General features: G+C 34.5%; 16 protein-coding genes, 1 rRNA gene and 1 pseudogene. 17 read left to right on the top strand and 1 reads right to left on the bottom strand.

The window, feature by feature from the left end:
• The 12 genes and pseudogenes from CS063_RS14855 to CS063_RS14800 form a co-directional block, all read left to right on the top strand.
• Positions 1 to 299: ribosomal RNA gene (locus CS063_RS14855) — 23S ribosomal RNA — on the top strand; the annotation flags it as partial.
• A 141-nt stretch (positions 300 to 440) separates the two neighbouring features.
• The gene (locus CS063_RS14850; RefSeq protein ID WP_308415532.1) at positions 441 to 713 is read left to right on the top strand and encodes a sensor histidine kinase; all 273 of its coding nucleotides are present in this window, start codon (positions 441 to 443) and stop codon (positions 711 to 713) included.
• A gap of 73 nt (positions 714 to 786) precedes the next feature.
• Entirely contained in the window at positions 787 to 1170 is a 384-nt protein-coding gene (locus CS063_RS14845) for a rhodanese-like domain-containing protein (protein WP_099450484.1), read from the top strand.
• Positions 1171 to 1440: 270 nt separating this feature from the next.
• Entirely contained in the window at positions 1441 to 1695 is a 255-nt protein-coding gene (locus CS063_RS14840; protein WP_099450483.1) for a spore coat associated protein CotJA, read from the top strand.
• The gene (locus CS063_RS14835; protein WP_099450482.1) at positions 1686 to 1946 is read left to right on the top strand and encodes a spore coat protein CotJB; all 261 of its coding nucleotides are present in this window, start codon (positions 1686 to 1688) and stop codon (positions 1944 to 1946) included. Before CS063_RS14840 ends, CS063_RS14835 begins: the two co-directional genes overlap by 10 nt.
• Positions 1947 to 1949: 3 nt before the next feature.
• Complete coding sequence (locus CS063_RS14830) at positions 1950 to 2546, top strand: manganese catalase family protein (protein ID WP_099450481.1); 597 nt, start codon at positions 1950 to 1952, stop codon at positions 2544 to 2546.
• A gap of 322 nt (positions 2547 to 2868) precedes the next feature.
• The gene (locus CS063_RS14825) at positions 2869 to 3915 is read left to right on the top strand and encodes a LacI family DNA-binding transcriptional regulator (RefSeq protein WP_099450480.1); all 1047 of its coding nucleotides are present in this window, start codon (positions 2869 to 2871) and stop codon (positions 3913 to 3915) included.
• A 225-nt stretch (positions 3916 to 4140) separates the two neighbouring features.
• Positions 4141 to 5669: pseudogene (arfA, locus tag CS063_RS18240) on the top strand (arabinosylfuranosidase ArfA).
• A gap of 97 nt (positions 5670 to 5766) precedes the next feature.
• Positions 5767 to 7173 carry an ABC transporter substrate-binding protein gene (locus CS063_RS14815; protein ID WP_099450479.1) on the top strand — a complete coding sequence of 469 codons (1407 nt, stop codon included), beginning with the start codon at positions 5767 to 5769 and terminating at the stop codon, positions 7171 to 7173.
• Between the two features lie 74 nt (positions 7174 to 7247).
• On the top strand, positions 7248 to 8162 hold the full coding sequence (locus tag CS063_RS14810; RefSeq protein ID WP_099450478.1) for a carbohydrate ABC transporter permease: 915 nt from the start codon (positions 7248 to 7250) through the stop codon (positions 8160 to 8162).
• Positions 8163 to 8168: 6 nt separating this feature from the next.
• Complete coding sequence (locus tag CS063_RS14805; protein WP_308415531.1) at positions 8169 to 9056, top strand: carbohydrate ABC transporter permease; 888 nt, start codon at positions 8169 to 8171, stop codon at positions 9054 to 9056.
• A 56-nt stretch (positions 9057 to 9112) separates the two neighbouring features.
• Complete coding sequence (locus CS063_RS14800; protein WP_099450477.1) at positions 9113 to 11059, top strand: glycoside hydrolase family 127 protein; 1947 nt, start codon at positions 9113 to 9115, stop codon at positions 11057 to 11059.
• 82 nt (positions 11060 to 11141) lie between these two features.
• On the opposite strand, the gene CS063_RS14795 is transcribed toward CS063_RS14800, so the two are convergent.
• Positions 11142 to 12146, bottom strand: coding sequence for a LacI family DNA-binding transcriptional regulator (locus CS063_RS14795; RefSeq protein ID WP_099450476.1), 1005 nt, complete (start codon positions 12144 to 12146; stop codon positions 11142 to 11144).
• A 180-nt stretch (positions 12147 to 12326) separates the two neighbouring features.
• Here CS063_RS14795 and araA point away from each other — a divergent pair, with 180 nt between their 5' ends.
• The 5 genes from araA (at position 12327) to CS063_RS14770 (ending at position 19830) form a co-directional block, all read left to right on the top strand.
• Positions 12327 to 13808 carry an L-arabinose isomerase gene (gene araA, locus CS063_RS14790; RefSeq protein ID WP_099450475.1) on the top strand — a complete coding sequence of 494 codons (1482 nt, stop codon included), beginning with the start codon at positions 12327 to 12329 and terminating at the stop codon, positions 13806 to 13808.
• A 79-nt stretch (positions 13809 to 13887) separates the two neighbouring features.
• Entirely contained in the window at positions 13888 to 15495 is a 1608-nt protein-coding gene (locus tag CS063_RS14785) for a xylulokinase (protein WP_099450474.1), read from the top strand.
• Positions 15496 to 15507: 12 nt separating this feature from the next.
• Positions 15508 to 16200, top strand: coding sequence for an L-ribulose-5-phosphate 4-epimerase (gene araD / locus CS063_RS14780; protein ID WP_099450473.1), 693 nt, complete (start codon positions 15508 to 15510; stop codon positions 16198 to 16200).
• Positions 16201 to 16418: 218 nt separating this feature from the next.
• On the top strand, positions 16419 to 18233 hold the full coding sequence (locus CS063_RS14775; protein WP_099450472.1) for a cache domain-containing sensor histidine kinase: 1815 nt from the start codon (positions 16419 to 16421) through the stop codon (positions 18231 to 18233).
• Positions 18217 to 19830, top strand: a complete 1614-nt coding sequence (locus tag CS063_RS14770; protein ID WP_180270815.1) for a response regulator transcription factor — start codon at positions 18217 to 18219, stop codon at positions 19828 to 19830. The genes CS063_RS14775 and CS063_RS14770 overlap by 17 nt, the downstream gene beginning before the upstream one ends.
• The last annotated feature ends 155 nt before the right edge of the window (positions 19831 to 19985 follow it).

Genomic DNA, 19985 nt, shown 5'->3' with positions numbered 1-19985 from the left:
CAGTTCGGTCCCTATCCGTCGTGGGCGCAGGAAGTTTGAGAGGAGTTGTCCTTAGTACGAGAGGACCGGGATGAACGGACCACTGGTGCATCTGTTGTCTTGCCAAAGGCATAGCAGAGAAGCCAAGTCTGGAAGGGATAAACGCTGAAGGCATCTAAGCGTGAAGCCCCCCTCAAGATAAGACTTCCCATCCAGAAATGGAGTAAGACCCCTTAGAGACTATGAGGTAGATAGGCTTAGGCTGTAAGTGCAGTAATGCATGTAGGTACTAAGTACTAACGGTTCGAGGGTTTGACCTAACAATAAAAGGTTAAAGTTGTAGTATTTGTTTTTGAGAGTATAAGGAGAAGGACACCCGAAAGGGTGTTTTTTTGTATGGGATCATTCCTGCGTATTCTATAGAGTTACAGGGTGATGAGCTAGTATGAGTTATTGTTTTTTTGAAATGCAAGAGAAAGAACCTAAAAAAGACACAAATTTGCCACAAAGATTTCTTACACTATCCTCAAGAAGTCATTCATAATAAGGAGCTTCCTTATATCTTTGAAAAGTTTTATAAGTCACATATAGAAAGTAATAAAACAGGAACAGGGTTAGGTCTAGCCATTGCTTATCAAATTGCTATAAGACATGATATAGAATTAAAGGTAGAAAGTAAAGAGGGACAAGGTACAAGTTTTAGAATGATTTTTTCTAAAAGAATGGCTATGTGACTTAATTACAGATAATAAGTAAAAAATAGTCTATACTTATTAAATAAAAATCAAAGGAGAAGGAGTGGGGGTTATGAAAAAAATGATAATAGTTCTTGGCTTAAGCCTGGTAATGCTTATAGGCTGTAGCAATAAGCAATCAGAAGAGCTTCAAGTATTAACAGCTCAAGAGGCTAAAGCCATAATAGATGATGAAGAATATGATGTTATTTTGGATGTACGTACAATTGAAGAATACAATGAAGGGCATATAGAGCATGCCATCCTTCTACCAGATTATGAGATCGAATCCAAGATAGAAGAGGTCATCTCAGACAAAGATGCACGTATCTTAATCTATTGTCGTAGTGGGCGAAGAAGTAATAATGCGGCAAATAAGCTAGTAGATTTGGGCTATACCCATGTTTATGATTTTGGGGGAATTATTGATTGGCCTTATGCTACTGTAAAAGAATAAAGAAATAGATTTATTAAACGATTAAAAGGGTTATGGAATGAGAGGCATTCCATAACCCTTTTGTCTTCAATGTAATAAGTTTTGAGGAACTATTTAATCTTCTCAAAGGGCGAGAATCATGTCTATTTTACGAACTAGATAAGCAAAATAAATTTAGCAAAAAATGAAAAAATAGTATCATTTATATAAAATTGTCATATATTGTTAATGTGTTAAGCAGTAGAAAAATGAAATCTATCATTTTTTAGCAAGTAGGAAAGGAGAATAAAGATGATTAATAGAAGACAATCTTATTATAATCGCCCAACTCCTAATGAGAATATGGGTATGAATATAATGCCTTCATCATATAGTAACAACTATGCTAACGAAGAAATACAAGAACTTCCTATCGCTATGGCTTATGTACCTTGGCAACAATGGAAAGACCTTTATGAACCCAAAGAGGCTTTTAAGAGGGGGACACTATTTAAACAATTGGATCTTCCTTTCTATGGTGGAAAGGGGACGAAAGCATGTCAATAAGAAATCAGCAAAGTGAACTATTAGATTTAATTAGTAGTATTAATTTTGCGTTATTTGATACCGTTCTTTTTTTAGATACACATCCAACGGATCAAAACGCATTAGCCTTTTATAATCAATACTTAAAATTGAGCAAGCAGGCTGTAAATGAATATGTACGTTATTTTGGACCACTTACTTCAGATGACGTTCAAGAAAGTAATGAATGGACCTGGGTTAATTCACCTTGGCCATGGGAAATGGAGGATTAAGTTATGTGGCATTATGAAAAAAGATTACAGTTTCCAGTAAATATCGCCAATCCTGATGCAAAAATGGCTCAGCTTATTATTAGTCAATTTGGAGGACCAGATGGGGAATTAGGTGCATCCATGCGCTATTTATCTCAACGCTATTCCATGAGTAATAAAAATGTCATTGGCGTATTAACCGATATAGGAACTGAAGAGCTTGCTCATATGGAAATGGTTTGTGCTATTGTTTATCAATTAACTAGAAATTTATCTATGGATGAAATTGAAAAATCTGGATTTGCTCCTTATTATATTGACCATACTACCGGTTTATACCCTGTTGCAGCAAGTGGCGTACCTTATAGTGTAATGACTTTCCAATCTAAAGGAGATCCCATTACAGATATGCATGAAGACATGGCTGCAGAGCAAAAAGCCCGTACAACGTATGATAATCTTTTGCGCGTTATAAAAGATCCTGATGTATGTGCTCCTATTAAGTTCCTAAGGGCAAGGGAAGTTACACACTATCAACGTTTTGGAGAAAGTTTACGTATGCTCCAAGATGATTTAAATAAAAAGAATTTCTATGCTTTTAATCCTTCCTTTGACAAATAGATCCATAGTTCATTCTATTAAGAAAGCTATATCAAAACTAAAGAGAAAATATACCTCAAAAGGTAGAGATTAAATAAAAAAAGTCTCTACCTTTTTTGTTTATGTTACAATAGATTTAATCATTAGAAGAGGCATATTAGCCTAGGATAGCCTAACTTTATTGAAGGGGTAACAAGTTATATAAAAAGGCTACTTGCAGGGAGTAGGAAATTAAAAGGGAGGAGAATGACTTAAAGTCTGTAAATTTTAAAAATAAAGTAGTATAATGATGCATAATCAGTAGTTTTTGCGATGGATACAATAGATTAAAAGGAGTATAGATATGGCTACAGTTAAAGATATAGCTAAAATTGTGGGGGTATCAACAGCTACAGTGTCAAATGTGCTTAATGGTAGGATAGGGGCTGCAGGTCCAGCTAAGACACGAGAGATATTTGAGGTAGCAGAGAGCTTACACTATCGTCCTAATAGCTTGGCAAAAAGTTTAAAGCAACAAAAGACTAATAGTATAGGTGTTATAACAGAAGATTTAACAGTTTTCAACACACCAGAGATTGTTGATGGGATTGATGAATACTGTGAGGAAAATAACTATGAGATTATATTGGCGAATATGCGTCTTTTTAAAAGGTATAATAATGACTTTACAGATACGCCTAAACATCAACAATTGTTTAATATGATGATTAGTAATATGGCAGCAAAGCAGGTAGAAGGCATTATTTATGTAGGATATCATTCTCGAGAGGTTACTTATTTACCCTCTCGCATTAATGTGCCGTTCGTATATGCTTATTGTTATCCTAAAGAACAAATCTACTCTTCAGTATTATTTAACGATGAGGTAGCCGCCTATAAAGTAACTAAATTGCTATTGAAAAAAAAACATAAAAAGATAGGGGTTATTTCTGGTCCACGACTTAATATAACAGCACAATGGCGATTAAGAGGATATCAACGTGCACTTCATGAACAGAATATCCCTTATAATGAGATGATCGTTTGCTATGGAGAATGGGATAGGGAGAATGGTTATAGGCATACAGATGAATTAATTGATGCAGGAGTGACAGCTATATTTGCATTTAGTGATAGGATAGCTGGTGGAGTGTATAAACGCTGTTTAGAAAAAGGTATCACTATTGGAAAAGATGTTTCATTATTCGGATATGATAACATTGATTGGTGTGAAGGTTATACACCTCCACTTTCTAGTGTGGCTCCTCCTCTTAATGAAATGGGACGCAAAAGTGCAGAATTAGTTTTTACACAAATTAAACAGCAAAAAATGCCTAGCATGGCAGAGTGTAAACCCATTCTGTTAAATTGTGAAATTTATGAACGTGCCTCTATTACAAGTCTATTATAGGTAAATAAAAGTAACCTAATCGATTCAGTTAATTTTCAAAAAAATAATAAATTTTAAAATATAACTTGAATTAATTAGTATAAATGTGCTAAGATACAAATATAAATAAACTGAATATATAAAAAATGTAGGTAAAAATTATACGAAGCGAGAGTTTGCTTCGTATAAAAAATACAGTTTACCTAATCGATTAGGTAACTATGAATGAAGTGGTGGGGGATGGTAATGAATAAAGTTCGCGCAAAGATAGTACTAGATAAGGATTTTCAAATAGGAACTGTAGATGGACGTTTATTTGGTTCTTTTATTGAACAGGTGGGAAGGGTGGTATATGACGGCCTTTATCAACCGGGTAATGTTTTATCTAATGAAGGGGGCTTTCGTAAGGATGTTATTGAAGCTGTAAAGATGCTAAGGATCCCTATTATTCGTTATCCAGGTGGCAATTTTGTGTCTGGGTATAGATGGGAAGATGGGGTAGGTCCTATTGAGGGACGTCCTAGGCGTTTAGAGCGTGCTTGGAGATCTATAGAAACTAATGAGGTAGGCCTTAATGAGTTTGCAAAATGGACAAAAGAAGTCCATGCAGATATTATGATGGCTGTTAATCTAGGGACACGGGGAATAGATGCTGCTTGTGATTTGTTAGAGTACTGTAATATGCCAAGTGGAACCTTGTATAGTGACAAGCGTGTTAAGCATGGGGTAAAGGAACCCTATGGGATTAAAACATGGTGCCTTGGCAATGAAATGGATGGTACATGGCAAATAGGACACAAAACAGCAACGGAATATGGGCGAGTAGCCTGTGAGACAGCACGTGCTATGAAATGATAGACCCTTCTATTGAACTAGTTTCCTGTGGGAGCTCGTATCCAGAGATGCCTAGCTTCCCTTGTTGGGAAGAAGAAACACTTACACATACATATGATGAAGTAGACTATATTTCTCTTCATCAATACTTAGGTAGTCGCGCAGAGGATGTGGAGGACCGATTGGCACAGTCTCTAGGTATGGAGCAGTTTATAAAAACAGTTGTAGCTGTATGTGACTATGTGAAAGCAAAAAAACGTTCAAGAAAAACACTTATGCTGAGCTTTGATGAATGGAATGTTTGGTACCATTCCATAGAAGCTGATAATAAAAAGATGCGACAGGAACCATGGAAAAAGGCACCCCAACTTTTGGAAGATATTTATACTATGGAGGATGCACTTTTATTTGGGACGATGGTTATTACCTTACTCAATCATGCGGATAGGATTAAGATAGCGTGTCTAGCTCAATTAATTAATGCAATAGCTCCTATTATGACAGAGCCTAATGGGGGAAAGCTATGGAAACAAACTATTTTTTGGCCTTTTCTTCATGCTTCACTTTATGGTAGGGGAATAGTTATGAAATCCAGTGTAGATAGTTCAAAGTATGATAGTAAAAATTTCTGTGATGTTCCTTATTTAGAAACGGCTAGCGTTTTTGATGAAGAAAAGAATGAGTTGACTCTGTTTGCAGTTAATAGAAGCATTCAAGAAACATTACAACTAACGTGTGACTTAAAAGGCTTTGGAAAGTGCCAACTTATCGAACATATTCAATTAACCTCTAATGATTTAGGAATGGTAAACACAGTAAAGAAGGAAAATATCTTTCCTACTCAATCTGCTCAGACAAAGGTGGAAGATACTTATTTAACTTCTTTACTTTCTAAAAGTTCCTGGAATGTAATTCGAATGAAGGTTCATTTGATGGATTAGATAAGAAATAGGAGAAGAAGCTTGAGTTAGTAGTATGAATACAAGATTACATGTAGCAAGAGCTACTGTAGAATAAAAAGAAAAGGGGTAATTAATAATGAAAAAGAAACTGCTTACACTTTTAATGGTTATCACATTGCCTTTTGGCGTTGTAGCTTGTGGGTCATCAAAGACTGAACCAGCCGAATCAGCTACACCGGCGACGCAGAAATCAGCTACTGCAGAAACTAAGGACTCTACAGCAGGAGAAAAAGTTCATCTTACTTATGCATTATGGGGAGGGGAAGATGAGGCTAAAAATACACAAAAAACAATTGATAAGTTTAATGCGTCACAAGATCGCATAGAAGTGGAATGTATGCCTATCCCATGGGAAACTTATATGGAAAAACTTAATACTATGGCAGCGGCTGGTCAGTTACCAGATTGTGCTATTATGAGCGAAGCCGGTGTTATTCAATGGGCAGAACAAGGAATGCTATATGATATTAGTAAAATGTATGATGGAAGTGAAGCTAGGCCACTTGATAGTTTAGCATTTACGTATCAAGGGAAACCCGTAGCTTATTCTACTGCTTTTGAATCTCTCTTACTTTATTACAATAAAGATATGTTTGATAAAGCAGGTATCCCTTATCCATCAGCTAATGCAGATGAAGCATGGACGTGGGATGAGTTTGTAGAGGTTGCTAAAAAGTTAACGTTAGATAAAAATGGTAAGACACCTAATGATCCAGGGTTTGATAAGGATAACATCGTTCAATATGGATGTATGATTGAAAATTTAACTTGGCAGCTTGAGGTATGGTGTTTATCAAATGGAAGTGGTTTTTATAGTGAAGATGGAAGCAAAGTTATCATTAATGACCCAGCAGCTATTGAAGCTCTTCAAAAAATTGCTGACTTATATTTAGTTGAACATGTTGCACCCTTATCTTCTGGTTTAACAGATGATGGTGTACAACGTTCACTTATTGCAGGAACATGTGCGATGACAACGAATGGTGCTTGGAATATAGGAACTTGCTTAGCAGCAGCGAGAGAAGAAGGCTTAAATTATGGTGTAGGTGTACTTCCTTACATGAAAGAAAAAGTAACGATTAATACAGGTGGTCCTAATGTTGTATTTTCACAGACAAAACACCCAGAAGAAGCTATGGAATTTTTAAAATGGTATGCATTAGAAGAAAACAACTGGGATGCTTTAATTGCAACAGGTATTTGGATGCCAACCTTAGATTCCTATTATAAAGATGAAACCTTAACGCGTAAGTGGCTTGAAAATCCAGCATATCCTGAATATGAAGAAGCTAAAGGGGTATTGGTAGACTATGCAATGGAATATGCGAAACCTGCATCTTGGTATTATGTAAACAACACCACAGATTTCAATAGTTTATTATCTTCTGTACTTGGAGATGTTTGGACAGGTAAGATTACAGCAGAGAAAGCAATTAATGATTGCTTTGTAGCACTAGAAGAAGCACACGCAGGAAATAACTAATCATTACTTATAAGTAGGCGCCTACTACATATTTAGGAGATGGGCGTCTACTTATATAACTGGAGGTATGAGTAATGCAAAAAAAAGAGTGTATGAAAAAAAGGGGAACTCCGGTAATGAGGCAGGAAGAAAGAACAGCATACTTATGTCTTATTCCAGCTTTTGTGGGGCTAATATTCCTTACGTATGTACCATTATTCGCTGTTCTTGTTCTTAGCTTATTTAAGTGGAAGGGGATAAGTGCACCTGTATTTAATGGGATCAATAACTATATTCGTTTGTTTGCAGTAGATCCTTATTTCAAGGACTCTATTAAAGTTACAGTTATATTTTCTATTATTGCAGTTATAGGAAGCATGATTTATTCATTAGTTATAGCAATGCTTTTGAATCGAAAGATCCCTGCAAGGGGCATGTTTAGAGTTCTTTTTTACCTTCCCTATATCTTACCAGCTGCTGCAGTTTATATCGGGTGGTCATGGCTCTATGAAACTAACTTTGGTTTATTTAATTATATTTTAAAAGCAATAGGAATAAAGAATATTATGTTTTTAAATGATTCTGTGGCAGTCATTCCATCATTAGCCTTGATTGCTGTATGGCTTTCAGGAAACCTAATCGTTATATTTTTAGCAGGATTACAAAATGTTCCTCGTGTTTATCATGAAGCTGCACAAATTGATGGAGCTAACAGTTGGCAAAGGTTTTGTAACATTACAATTCCTTGTATGTCTCCTATTATATTCTATAATTTGTTAATGAGTTTGATAACCAATATGCAAGTTGTTACGCCAGCTTTGGCACTAACAAACGGTGGACCGGGTAATTCTTCTATGTTTATGACATATTTGATGTACAAATATGCATTTAAAAGTAACCAAATGGGTTATGCATGTGCTATTTCATTTGTCTTTTTTATTATTATTGCTATTTTTACAGGAATTTTATTTAAGACAAGTAAAAGTTGGATTTTTTATGAAGGAGAGTGATAAGAGATGCAAAATGCTACCGTATCATCCACAACCCAAATGATAGTTCGTAAAAATAGTAATAAAATAGAGAAGATAGGGAATTTAATATGTTTTGCTTTTTTGATAATGATTGCAGCACTAGTGATGTTACCTATTTGGTGGATTTTTCGTTCTAGTCTCATGACCAATGCAGAGTTATATGCTTGGCCACCTGCTTTCCTTCCTAATAAATGGCTTTTTTCAAATTACAAAGAAACATTAGAGACCTTTAAGTTTTGGTTATATTTTTCAAATACAATGAAAATTATTGTACCGTCTGTGGTTGCAGGAACTTTCACAGCTACTTTATGTGGATATGCTTTTGCAAGACTTAGATTTAGAGGTAAAAAATTGCTTTTCTCTTTATGTGTAGGCTCGATGCTATTACCTAATATGGTTACATTGATCCCACTTTATATGATGTGGACACAAGGTTTTGGTTTAGGAAATACATATTGGCCACTGGTATTACCGTACTTTTGTGGAGGAGGAGCTTTTAATATTTTTTTGATTCGCCAGTTCATTAGCTCTATTCCTCGTGAATTAGATGAGGCAGCTACTATTGATGGTGCAGGGAGGATGCAGATTTTATTTCAAATTATTATACCAGCTATTAAGCCCGCAATGATTGTTGTAGCTCTCTTTTTATTTATTACTCTTTGGAATGACTTATTGCAGCAAACTGTCTATATTAATTCTCCAGATAAATTTACTATTGCCATTGGTCTATCAATGTTCAAGAGTGGATTAAAAGCAGATTGGGCAAAAATTATGTGCGCGACTTGTCTTTCATTCTTGCCTGGTGTTGTCATTTATTTATTTGGGCAAAAGTACTTTGTTGAAGGTATTGTTATGACAGGGATGAAAAATTAGGAGCTAAAAAGTTACAAGAAATAAACACATTTGTGATAGATAGCGAGGATGGATAGATGAAAAAAATAAAATTAAAGAGTATTGCATTAAGTGAGATTTCAATAAAGGATTCCTTTTGGAATAGGTATATTGATTTAGTAGATGAAATAATTATTCCTTTTTTGTGGGAGTTAATTAATGATAATGTAGAGGGAGCAAAAAAGAGTCATTGTATCCAAAATTTTAAAATAGCTAGTGGGAAGGAGCAAGGAGAGCATCAAGGATCTATTTTTCAAGATACAGATGTATCTAAATGGTTAGAAGCAGTGGCTTACTCTCTTGCAAAAAAAAGAAATCCAAAGATTGAAAAAATGGCGGATGAAGCAATAGAGTTAATAGCTCATGCACAATGTGAAGATGGTTATTTAAACACATACTATACCATTAAGGGAAAAGAGAGATGGAAAAATTTATTTGAAGGGCATGAACTGTATACTGCAGGCCATCTAATAGAAGCAGCTGTAGCCTATTATGAAGCAACGGGTAAAGCAAAAATTATGGAAGTAGCGTGCCGCTTTGCAGATTACTTATGTGAAGTATTTGGAAAGGAAGAAAATAAGATACATGGATATCCAGGGCACCCAGAAATTGAACTTGCTTTGGTTAAGTTATATCGCAGGACTGGTAAAAAGGAATATCTCGAATTAGCCAATTATTTTATCCGTACGAGAGGAGAGAAACCTTGTTATTTTTTAAGTGAAGACTGCATTAAAAACAAAAACTATCATTTTGCAGAATTTGAAGATTTTGATTTAGATTATTGTCAGGCACATATGCCTTTAATGGAGCAAACAACTGCCGAAGGACATGCCGTTAGAGCAGTTTATTTATATAGTGCAATGGCTGATTTAGCCTATGAGTATCAGGATCAAGATTTATTCCTTCAGTGCGAGAAAATTTGGAATAATATTGTGGGAAAGAAGCTTTATGTAACGGGGAGCATTGGTTCTGCTTCTTATGGGGAGCGTTTTACTACGGATTATGATCTTCCTAATAATACGAATTATTCAGAGTCGTGTGCGAGTATCGGGTTAGCTATGTTTTCCAGCAGAATGTTTCAAATAACAAGAGATGGAAAGTACATGGATGTTGTAGAGAATGCATTGTATAATACGATTCTTGCAGGAATTTCTATGGATGGAAGGCATTTTTTCTATGTAAATCCCTTAGAGGTTGTCCCAGAGATAGCCGAGAAGAATCCTACTATGCGTCATATAATAACCACTAGGCAATTGTGGTTTGGTGTAGCATGCTGTCCACCTAATATTGCAAGAACATTGGCTTCATTAGGAAATTATATTTATTCACTAGATGAAAATATAATTTACGTCAATCTATTTGTGGCCAGTAAAGTAACGGCACAATTAGGGGGGGATTGTGTAGAGTTAGAGATGCAAGCTAATTATCCGGTTGATGGGGAAATAAAGGTAGCCATTTCTTTAGAAAAAAGTAAAAATAAATTTACAGTAGCTATTAGAAAACCCGGCTTTTCTAATAAAGTGTTAGTCAAAGTCAATGGGCAAGTAGCTTCATTTATTTGTGACAAAGGTTATATTTATATAGAAAGAGAATGGGAAGATAAGGATGAGATAACTATCTCGTTAGATGTAGCTTTTAGATATGTGCATTGTAATCCAAAGGTGAGAGATAATATTGGAAAAGTATGTGTGATGAGAGGACCTTGGGTCTATTGTTTAGAGGAAGTAGACAATGGAGAGTACCTTTCTTCAATAGTAGTAGATACATCAAAGGAAATAGAAGAAGAATATGACCCCTCTCTATTAAATGGGTTATTATGTGCAAAGCTTAAAGGGAAAAAAATAGATTATTCAGAAGTAAAGCCTGTGCTATATGATGAAGGAAAACCCCAATATATTGAACAGACTTTTAAAGCTATTCCTTACTGTAGTTGGAATAATAGGGGAAAAGGTGAAATGCTCGTTTGGATGAAAGAGATGGAATAAGCTAGAGCATATAAGAGATAAAGAAAAGCCGCTAGACATTAAATAGAAAAATATTTAATGTCTAGTGGCTTTTTTGAATGTATTAGCAGCTTTCACGGATAATAAGTTCATGGGGGACGATGACTTTAAAGTTTTCCTTTAGGGTTCCTTTAATTTGCTCAAGTAAAAATTTAACTCCGTATTGCCCCATATCTTCTGTATGAATCTTAACAGTAGAAAGAGGAGGTGAAGTATACTGTGAAGTTGGAATATCATTACAACTGATAATAGCGATATCATCAGGAACAGAAAGACCTAGTTCGTTGAGTGCACGCATGGCTCCGATAGCTAAAGTATCACTAGCAATAAAAACCGCAGAGGGGATTTGAGTTTTATTTTCTTTAATTAAACTATGCATAAGCTCATAGCCATCCTTAAAGTCATAATTTCCTACTCTTACATAGCTTTCTTTATAAAGGTTTAACTTAGAGAGATAATTAATAAACTCTTCCTCCCTAGGATCTATAGGAAGTTGAGTGCTTCCTACGATATGTTCTCGTCCTCCGATATAAGCAATATGTTGATGTCCTTTGTTAATGAGATAATCTAAAACATTACGAGTAAGTAAAACAAAGTCTACTTGTATAGTGATAAAATCGAAACCAGGTGTAGCTGTATGAATAAGTACGATATTCTCAGATTGGTTTTTAAAGTATTCTATTTGATTTTTATCAAACTGTCCAAGCAAAATAAACCCATCCACTTTTTGTTCCCCTAGCTGCCAGGTTGTATCTTCCTCTCGATATATTTTTAGGAGGTTTATATTATTTAGTTTACATTCCATTTCAATCCCCATACGAATGGAAAGAAAATAAGGGTCATTAATTTCCTGAAGTTCACTATACCAATGGATAAGACCTATAGTAGTTGTGTCAGAAGGGACTTTAGGGTGACGAGGTGTTTTTTGATAAGATAAGTTTTCGGCTACTTCAAATATTCTTTTTCGTGTTTCTAGGGAAACATTAATCGTTTCATCGTGATTTAATACTCTAGATACTGTTGAGGGAGACACCTCAGCTAATTTTGCAATATCTCTTATGGTTGCCATGTGACTTTCACCTTTAATTTTTTTATTAGTATACCATATATTATAGCAGAGAATAGAGTAGTAAACAAATACAAAATATTTACTAAACACTATTGAATGTTAAGTAAACAAAATGTATAATAATAGTAAATAGCTGAATAGTTTTATTTATTTAAATAATATAAATAGGGGGTAAACGATATGAAAAAATGTGTATTTTGGTTTGTAACAGGAAGTCAACATCTTTATGGAGAAGAAACCCTTAAGGAAGTAGCGGAGCACTCAAAAGAAATGGTGAACTACTTCAATAAGAAGGAAGAAATTCAATATGAAATTATTTGGAAACCTATAGTAAAGACACAAGGTGAGATTACAGATTTATTTAAAGCTGCAAGCGGAGATGCCACTTGTGCAGGTGTCATTACTTGGATGCATACCTTTTCACCTTCTAAAATGTGGATTAATGGGCTAAAAAATTTTAAAAAGCCTATTTTACATTTACACACCCAGTTTAATGAAGAAATTCCTTGGGATACCATGGATATGGATTTTATGAATACCAATCAATCTGCTCACGGTGACAGGGAGCATGGTTTCATCTTTACACGTATGGGAATTGCTAGAAAAGTAATCGCTGGGCACTACAAAAATGAAACAGTGATTAAACGCATGGCAAGGTGGTTAAGAGTTGCTGCTGTAGCTTACTTAGGTGACGAAATTAAGGTAATGCGTCTTGGTGATAACATGAGGGATGTAGCTGTAACAGAAGGAGATAAGGTAGAAGCAGAGATTAAACTAGGCTGGTCTGTTGATTACTATGGTGTAGGTGACCTTGTGGAACGTATGGAGCAAGTAACAGATGTAGCTATTGACGAGATGATGGCAGCCTATAAAGAAAAATATGAGTTTGCAGAAGAGGTGCTCAAAGATGAAGCCAAGTATGCAGCAGTGAGATATCAGGCACAGCTTGAGGTGGCTTTAAGAGCTATGTTAGAAGAAGGTGGATACAATGCTATAGTGGATACCTTCCAAGACCTTCATGGTTTAAAGCAACTCCCAGGTTTAGCTATTCAAAATTTAATGGCAGATGGTTATGGCTTTGGTCCAGAAGGAGACTGGAAAATCGCAGCCATGACAAAGGTGATGAATAGGATTGCTGATAATAAAGGAACTTCTCTCATGGAGGATTATACGTATAATCTTGTACCTGGTCAGGAAGGGATTTTGGGAGCACATATGCTAGAGGTGTCTCCTGCTATAGCAGCTTCTAAGCCTCGGATAGAAGTACACCCATTAGGCATAGGTGGCAAAGAAGCACCTGCTAGACTTGTATTTGATAGTAAACCCGGTAAAGCAGTATGTGTTTCACTTATAGATATGGGAGGCAGGATGCGTCTTATTATTGCAGATGTAGAGGCAACCCCATTACCTCATCATTTACCTCAATTACCAGTGGCAAGAGCCTACTGGATTCCACAACCTTCTATGACAGAAGGTGCAGAAGCTTGGATTTACGCAGGAGGTGCACATCATACTGTCTTTTCTTACGAAGTAACCCCTGAAGACTTAATAGATTGGGCAGAAATGATGGATATAGAGTATGTACACATTAATAAAGATACTAAAATTGCCCAATTTAAAAAAGAGCTTCAATTAAGTGAAATACTTTGGAAATTAAGGTAGAATACCACTTAAAATTAAAGTAGAATAGAGGAAAGGCTGTAGAAGCTTAAATAAATTAGAGTAGCCAGGAGGAGTCAAAATGACACTAGTAAATCAAATACTAAAAGAAGCTATTACACAAGGGAAAACGAGCCTGGGCATTGAACTTGGTTCAACTCGTATCAAGGCTGTTTTGGTGGATGAAGAGCATCAGCCTATTGCTTCAGGAAGTCATGAATGGGAGAATAAGTTAGAGAACAATATCTGGACTTATAGTTTAGAAGCTATTTGGAAGGGGTTGCAAGGTAGCTATGCCGCACTTGCTGAGGAAGTTAAGGAAAAATATGATGTCACACTTGAAACAATAGGAAGTATCGGTTTTAGTGGAATGATGCATGGTTATATGCCATTTGATGATAAAGGCCAGTTACTTGTTCCTTTTAGAACTTGGCGAAATACCATTACACAAAGAGCATCTGATGAGCTTTCTGCATTATTTAACTTCCATATTCCACAAAGATGGAGTATTGCCCATCTCTATGAAGCAATATTAAAGGGTGAAGAGCATGTAAAAGATATTGCTTATATGACAACCTTGTCTGGCTACATTCATTGGCAGTTAACAGGGCAAAGGGTACTTGGTATTGGGGAAGCTTCAGGGATGTTTCCTATTGATTCTACTGTTAATGATTATGATTCTAAAATGATTAAACAATTTAATGAAAAAGTAGCTCCTAAAAACTTTAAATGGAAAATAGAAGATATTTTACCTAAAGTGTTAGTAGCAGGAGAAGAAGCAGGTATACTAACTGAAGAGGGGGCAAAGCTCCTAGATGTGACAGGACACTTAAAAGCAGGAAGTCTATTATGTCCACCAGAAGGTGATGCAGGAACAGGTATGGTAGCAACCAACAGTATTGCTGAGAGAACAGGTAATGTATCAGCAGGAACTTCTGTGTTTGCTATGCTTGTATTAGAAAAGCAGCTCTCTAAAGCTTATGAAGAAATTGACTTAGTGACCACACCTACAGGACATCCTGTAGCGATGGTACATTGTAACAACTGTACTTCAGATTTAAATGCATGGATTGATTTATTTAAAGAATTTACGGATAGTCTAGGAATGGCTATCGATAAAAATAAACTTTTTTCTGTCCTTTACAATAAGGCTTTAGAAGGTGATGCAGATTGTGGTGGGTTATTAGCTTATAACTATTTCTCAGGTGAACATATCACACATTTACAAGAAGGAAGACCTCTTTTTGTAAGAACACCTAATAGTCAGTTTAATTTAGCTAACTTTATGCGTGTACATTTGTTTACAGCATTAGGAGCACTTAAGGTAGGCTTAGATATTCTAATGAAACAAGAAAATGTAAAGGTGGATGAGGTTCTAGGCCATGGTGGTTTATTTAAAACCAAAGGTGTAGGTCAAAAAATACTAGCAGCAGCTATGAATGCACCTATTTCAGTTATGGAAACAGCAAGTGAAGGTGGTGCATGGGGCATTGCTATTTTAGCAGCTTATATGAAAAATAAAGCACAGGGTGAAACATTAGATAAGTATTTAAATGATAAGATATTCTGTAAAGAGCAAAGTACAAAAATAGAGCCAGACCCAAGGGATGTAGCTGGATTTGCAACGTTTATAGAACGTTATACTGAGGGCTTAGCTATTGAAAAGATGGCAGTAGAAGCACTGAAATAAGGAGGAAACCACGTGTTAGAAGCGCTAAAGAAACAAGTTTTTGAAGCAAATATGGAGTTACCTAAGAGAGGCTTGGTTGTTTATACTTGGGGAAATGTAAGTGGTATTGATAGAGAAAAAGGACTTATTGTGATTAAACCAAGCGGTGTAGAATATGAAGAGATGACAATAGAGGATATGGTTGTTATTGATTTACAAGGAAATGTAGTAGAGGGGAAATATAAACCTTCTTCTGATACACCGACTCATGTGTATCTCTATAATACTTTTAAAGAAATAGGGGGCATTGTGCATACGCATTCGAATATGGCAACAAGCTTTGCTCAAGCAGGTAGAGGCGTAAGCGCATTAGGTACAACCCATGCAGACTATTTTTATGGAACTGTTCCTTGTACGAGAGCCTTGAGAAAAGAAGAAATAGAAGGGGAATATGAAAAAGAAACAGGTAAGGTTATTGCAGAGAGCTTTAAAGAAATAGACCCTATGTCTATACCTGCAGTACTTGTAAAAGAGCATGGTCCTTTTACCTGGGGAAAAGATGCAGCCGATGCAGTTTATCATGCAGTTGTCCTTGAAGAAGTATGTAAGATGGCATTTAACACGAACTTACTGATGCAAACAGGCACCGCTGCAATGCAAAAGGCATTATTAGATAAACATTATTTAAGAAAACATGGTGCAAATGCTTATTATGGGCAAAACTAATTAGATATGTAGCTTTGACTAAAAGAGAACTACACGCTATAAGTAGCAAGTAGTTCTCTTTTTTAAACAAACAAAAATGGGAAGTTGCTTTTACTATCTATTGAAGATATTAAAGAGTATATAATTTTACATAAAAGTAGTTTAAAATATAATATAAGTAAGTAATAAATTTTAATAATTATATAATTTTTTAATTATTAAACCTTAAGGAGTGAAGTATGAAAAAAGAAGTTAGGTTTCTTACCTTTCGTGCCAAACTTGCATTATGTTTTATCTGTGGAACATTATTTGCTTTAGGTTTGCAAACTTTCTTGTTTTATTTGTCATCTTCTCAAGTTATCTATACACAAGCAGAAGAATACAGCTACAATACATTAACTAATATGCAGGGAGATATTTATAATTTCATAAGAAATATTGAGAACAATATTTTGAAAATCTATGATAGGAAGGAGTTCATGGAGGATTTAGGGACTGGAGAAAATCTCATGTTAATGAAATCTAAATATGCTAACTTAGCTTATAATATAGCCCTTGATTCTTTTGCATCCCAGCAAAATATTAATGCGATATATATATATGATAGTAACCATCAACTTATCAGTTTTTATCGTCATGCCATGACACCCAAATATTCTTACCCAGAGGATATTTATGTGGATAAGGAATATACTAATGCAGATATTGTTTTGGAGTATACAAATGGAACTAATAAAAATCTTTTGATATCTAGTTATTATAATGAGAATAGGCAAGCAAATATGATTCGTTTTGCTGTTAAAATCTATGCAGATAAAGGGCAACGTAAAATAGGATACATTGTATGTGATGCTGATCAGAAAAGTCTTCTTAAAATTATTAAGAAATATAATGATTCACAGGAGCAAATTATATGGTTGCAACCTATAGGTGATAGACCGGTTGTACAGACAGGTAGGCTAGAGGGACAAGATGCAGTCTATTATAAACAAGTTACAGAAAAGGTAGAGCATAATGATTTAGCTGAGAGTGATGATTTAAAGAAAAATAGAAGTGTTTTCTTTGAAATACCTCAGCAGAGATATAATCTAAGAGCATTTTCTTTAACGCCTCAATCCTTATTAGAACAGAATTATAAGGCTTTAACTGAAACGTTATGTATTACAGCGATAGCTATTGTTTTTATTTTTGGGATAGTTTCTACACTTATCTCAAAGAATCTTACGACTTCCCTTACTAATATGGTTAATACCATGAGCCAAATCAGAAAGGGAAATACATCCTTGCGTGTGAGTCATTTAAAATCAGATGAATTTGGGAAGTTAGGAGAAAGTTTTAATGAGATGTTAGATAGGATAGAACAGCTTATTAGAGATGAATATGAAGCTAAATTACTACTTAATGATGCTCAATATAAAGCGTTACAAGCTCAAGTTAATCCCCATTTTTTGTATAATACATTGAATACAATGAGTAGTATTGCAGCCGTTCAAAACTGTCAGCAGGTTAGTGAGCTAAGTAGTGCTTTATCACATATATTTAGATATAGTTTAGGAATGAAAGAACCTACAGCAAGTATTCGGGAAGAATTACTTCATTTAGAAAACTATATGTACATTATTAATGTACGTACACAAAATAGTATTGAAATTATTATGGATGTAGACAATAGTTTATTAGATGAGAGAATACCTAGATTATCTATACAGCCTTTGGTAGAAAATTCAGTTTCTCATGGACTTAAGAATAAAAGAGGAGATAAAAAGATTTGGATAGAAGTAAAACGATTAGAAAAGGATATGAGTATCGCTGTAAGAGATAATGGTATAGGAATGCAAGCAGATACTATCAATAAGCAATTAAATACAGCAAAATTAGCTTCACTAGAAAGAGATGCTTCTATTGGCATTGCAAATATTGATGCTAGAATCAAATTGTTATTCGGTGATGATTACGGAATAACAATTGAAAGTAAAGAGGGTGAGGGTTGTACAGCATTTTTGTATATACCCTCTATATATGAGGAGGAATGTAAAAATGAGAACTCAATATAAGGTGCTTATTGCAGATGATGAATATTGGATACGTGAAAATCTAAGGACTATTTTAGATTGGGAAAAGTATTCGTTTATATTTATGGAACCAGCTATTGATGGAGAGGATGCATTAAGAAAGATTGAAGAAGACTGTCCAGATATTTTAATTACAGATATTAATATGCCGTTCTTAGATGGGATAGAATTACTAACTATAATCAAAAAGAGGTTTCCTAAGATTATCACTATTATATTGAGTGGGTACAATGATTTTGAGTTTGTGAGACAAGCAATGCTTTTAGAAACAATGGATTATCTATTAAAACCTGTAGAACAACTAGAACTTATCAACGTATTAACAAATGCATTAAATAGATTGGATAAGAACGAGCGGCTGGCTAAAGAACAAGTAGTGATTAGGGATAAACTTAAAATAGCAGCATCTCTTATGCAAGATAGAGAATTTAGTATGTACATTGCAGGAGAGGATTTAGAGCTCGATCAAATAGTGAGTCAAGGACCCAATAAATTTATGGAATTTAAGAAATTCTATGTAATGGTTATTAGAGTGAATTATAAACATAGTACAGCACGATTACAAAATCAAGAGCAGGGTGGAAGTTATAAAGTTAAACAAAAGATTATCGATTTGATAAGTAGTGAAGAAACGATACTCTTTAATAATATATTTTCTATAAATGAATACATACTCATTTTAAATAGAAACAAAGAAGATATAAAGTCTCTTAGTGAGTTATTGATAATCTATTTAGAGGAGGTCTTATCTGCAAAGCTCCATATAGGCATAAGTCAAGAACAGTGGAACTTTAAAGAGATAAAGAATGCCTATCAAGAGGCAGTAGGGACTTTTGGATTTATACCTTATTATGAGCAGAGTATTACTCTATGGGCACAAGATGTGAAAAAAATCCCTCTCAGAAAGAGAATGGTTCAAGAACAAGAAAAGCAACTTATTGTAGCTTTACAGAATAAAAATAAGAAAATTATTAAACAACTACTTTTAGGAAATAAGGGGATAATTACTGAGCAGTGTAAACAATGGTTATTTATAGAGCTTAAGCAAACTCTTTATAGGATTATTTGGATTATAGAGAATAATATAGATGCTAATACAAAAGAAAAACAATTATTGTTAGAAAGTTTTAGTGAATGGGGAGAAGAAGCTCTAAACACTTTTGAGATAAAAGAAGTTATAGAGGTATTAGATCAAATATTAGATGAGGCTCTACCTACTAAGGAACAGGGAGATCATAATAAAACTATAAGAGATACCATTTGTTTAGTGAAAAAATATATTGATGAAAAATATTTCGAGAACCTTTCTTTGACAATCCTTTCCGAAGTTTTTTTTGTAGAAAAATCATATCTCTCCAAGGCATTTAAACAAGAGACAGGGGAAAATTTGATGTTGTATATTGCTAGAAGACGTATAGAAAAAGCTACAGAATTAATTAGAGACAACAATTTAAGCCTTACAGAGATTTCATTTTTAGTAGGATATGAGGATTATGCTTATTTTAATAGAGTATTTCGCAAAGTTATAGGTAAGAGTCCTAGAGAATATAAGTCTCAATATGAGATGCTAAAGGTTTAGTATAGTAAAAAGACAACGCTTTTTTATGAAAATAAGAGCGTTGTTTTTTGTATGTAGATAAAATATAAAAATTTTAAAATATATTTAGATAATATAAAAATAAAATTGGATATTTTTAATAAAAAATAATCTAATTTCAATATTTTATAAGTAAA

The sequence above is a fragment of the Sporanaerobium hydrogeniformans genome (genome assembly GCF_002735925.1).
GTDB lineage: Bacteria > Bacillota > Clostridia > Lachnospirales > Cellulosilyticaceae > Sporanaerobium > Sporanaerobium hydrogeniformans.
Note: the sequence above shows the minus strand (reverse complement) of the source record. Positions and strands in the feature narration are given on the sequence as shown.

What these genes read in the sequence shown, in the direction of transcription:
- araA (WP_099450475.1), top strand. Translation starts at nt 12,327, where the DNA reads ATGAAAAAATGTGTATTTTGGTTTGTAACAGGAAGTCAACATCTTTAT.
- CS063_RS14825 (WP_099450480.1), top strand. Translation starts at nt 2,869, where the DNA reads ATGGCTACAGTTAAAGATATAGCTAAAATTGTGGGGGTATCAACAGCT.
- CS063_RS14810 (WP_099450478.1), top strand. Translation starts at nt 7,248, where the DNA reads ATGCAAAAAAAAGAGTGTATGAAAAAAAGGGGAACTCCGGTAATGAGG.
- CS063_RS14805 (WP_308415531.1), top strand. Translation starts at nt 8,169, where the DNA reads ATGCAAAATGCTACCGTATCATCCACAACCCAAATGATAGTTCGTAAA.
- CS063_RS14815 (WP_099450479.1), top strand. Translation starts at nt 5,767, where the DNA reads ATGAAAAAGAAACTGCTTACACTTTTAATGGTTATCACATTGCCTTTT.
- CS063_RS14800 (WP_099450477.1), top strand. Translation starts at nt 9,113, where the DNA reads ATGAAAAAAATAAAATTAAAGAGTATTGCATTAAGTGAGATTTCAATA.
- CS063_RS14835 (WP_099450482.1), top strand. Translation starts at nt 1,686, where the DNA reads ATGTCAATAAGAAATCAGCAAAGTGAACTATTAGATTTAATTAGTAGT.
- CS063_RS14795 (WP_099450476.1), bottom strand. Translation starts at nt 12,146, where the DNA reads ATGGCAACCATAAGAGATATTGCAAAATTAGCTGAGGTGTCTCCCTCA.
- CS063_RS14770 (WP_180270815.1), top strand. Translation starts at nt 18,217, where the DNA reads ATGAGAACTCAATATAAGGTGCTTATTGCAGATGATGAATATTGGATA.
- CS063_RS14775 (WP_099450472.1), top strand. Translation starts at nt 16,419, where the DNA reads ATGAAAAAAGAAGTTAGGTTTCTTACCTTTCGTGCCAAACTTGCATTA.
- CS063_RS14830 (WP_099450481.1), top strand. Translation starts at nt 1,950, where the DNA reads ATGTGGCATTATGAAAAAAGATTACAGTTTCCAGTAAATATCGCCAAT.
- CS063_RS14785 (WP_099450474.1), top strand. Translation starts at nt 13,888, where the DNA reads ATGACACTAGTAAATCAAATACTAAAAGAAGCTATTACACAAGGGAAA.
- CS063_RS14840 (WP_099450483.1), top strand. Translation starts at nt 1,441, where the DNA reads ATGATTAATAGAAGACAATCTTATTATAATCGCCCAACTCCTAATGAG.
- CS063_RS14845 (WP_099450484.1), top strand. Translation starts at nt 787, where the DNA reads ATGAAAAAAATGATAATAGTTCTTGGCTTAAGCCTGGTAATGCTTATA.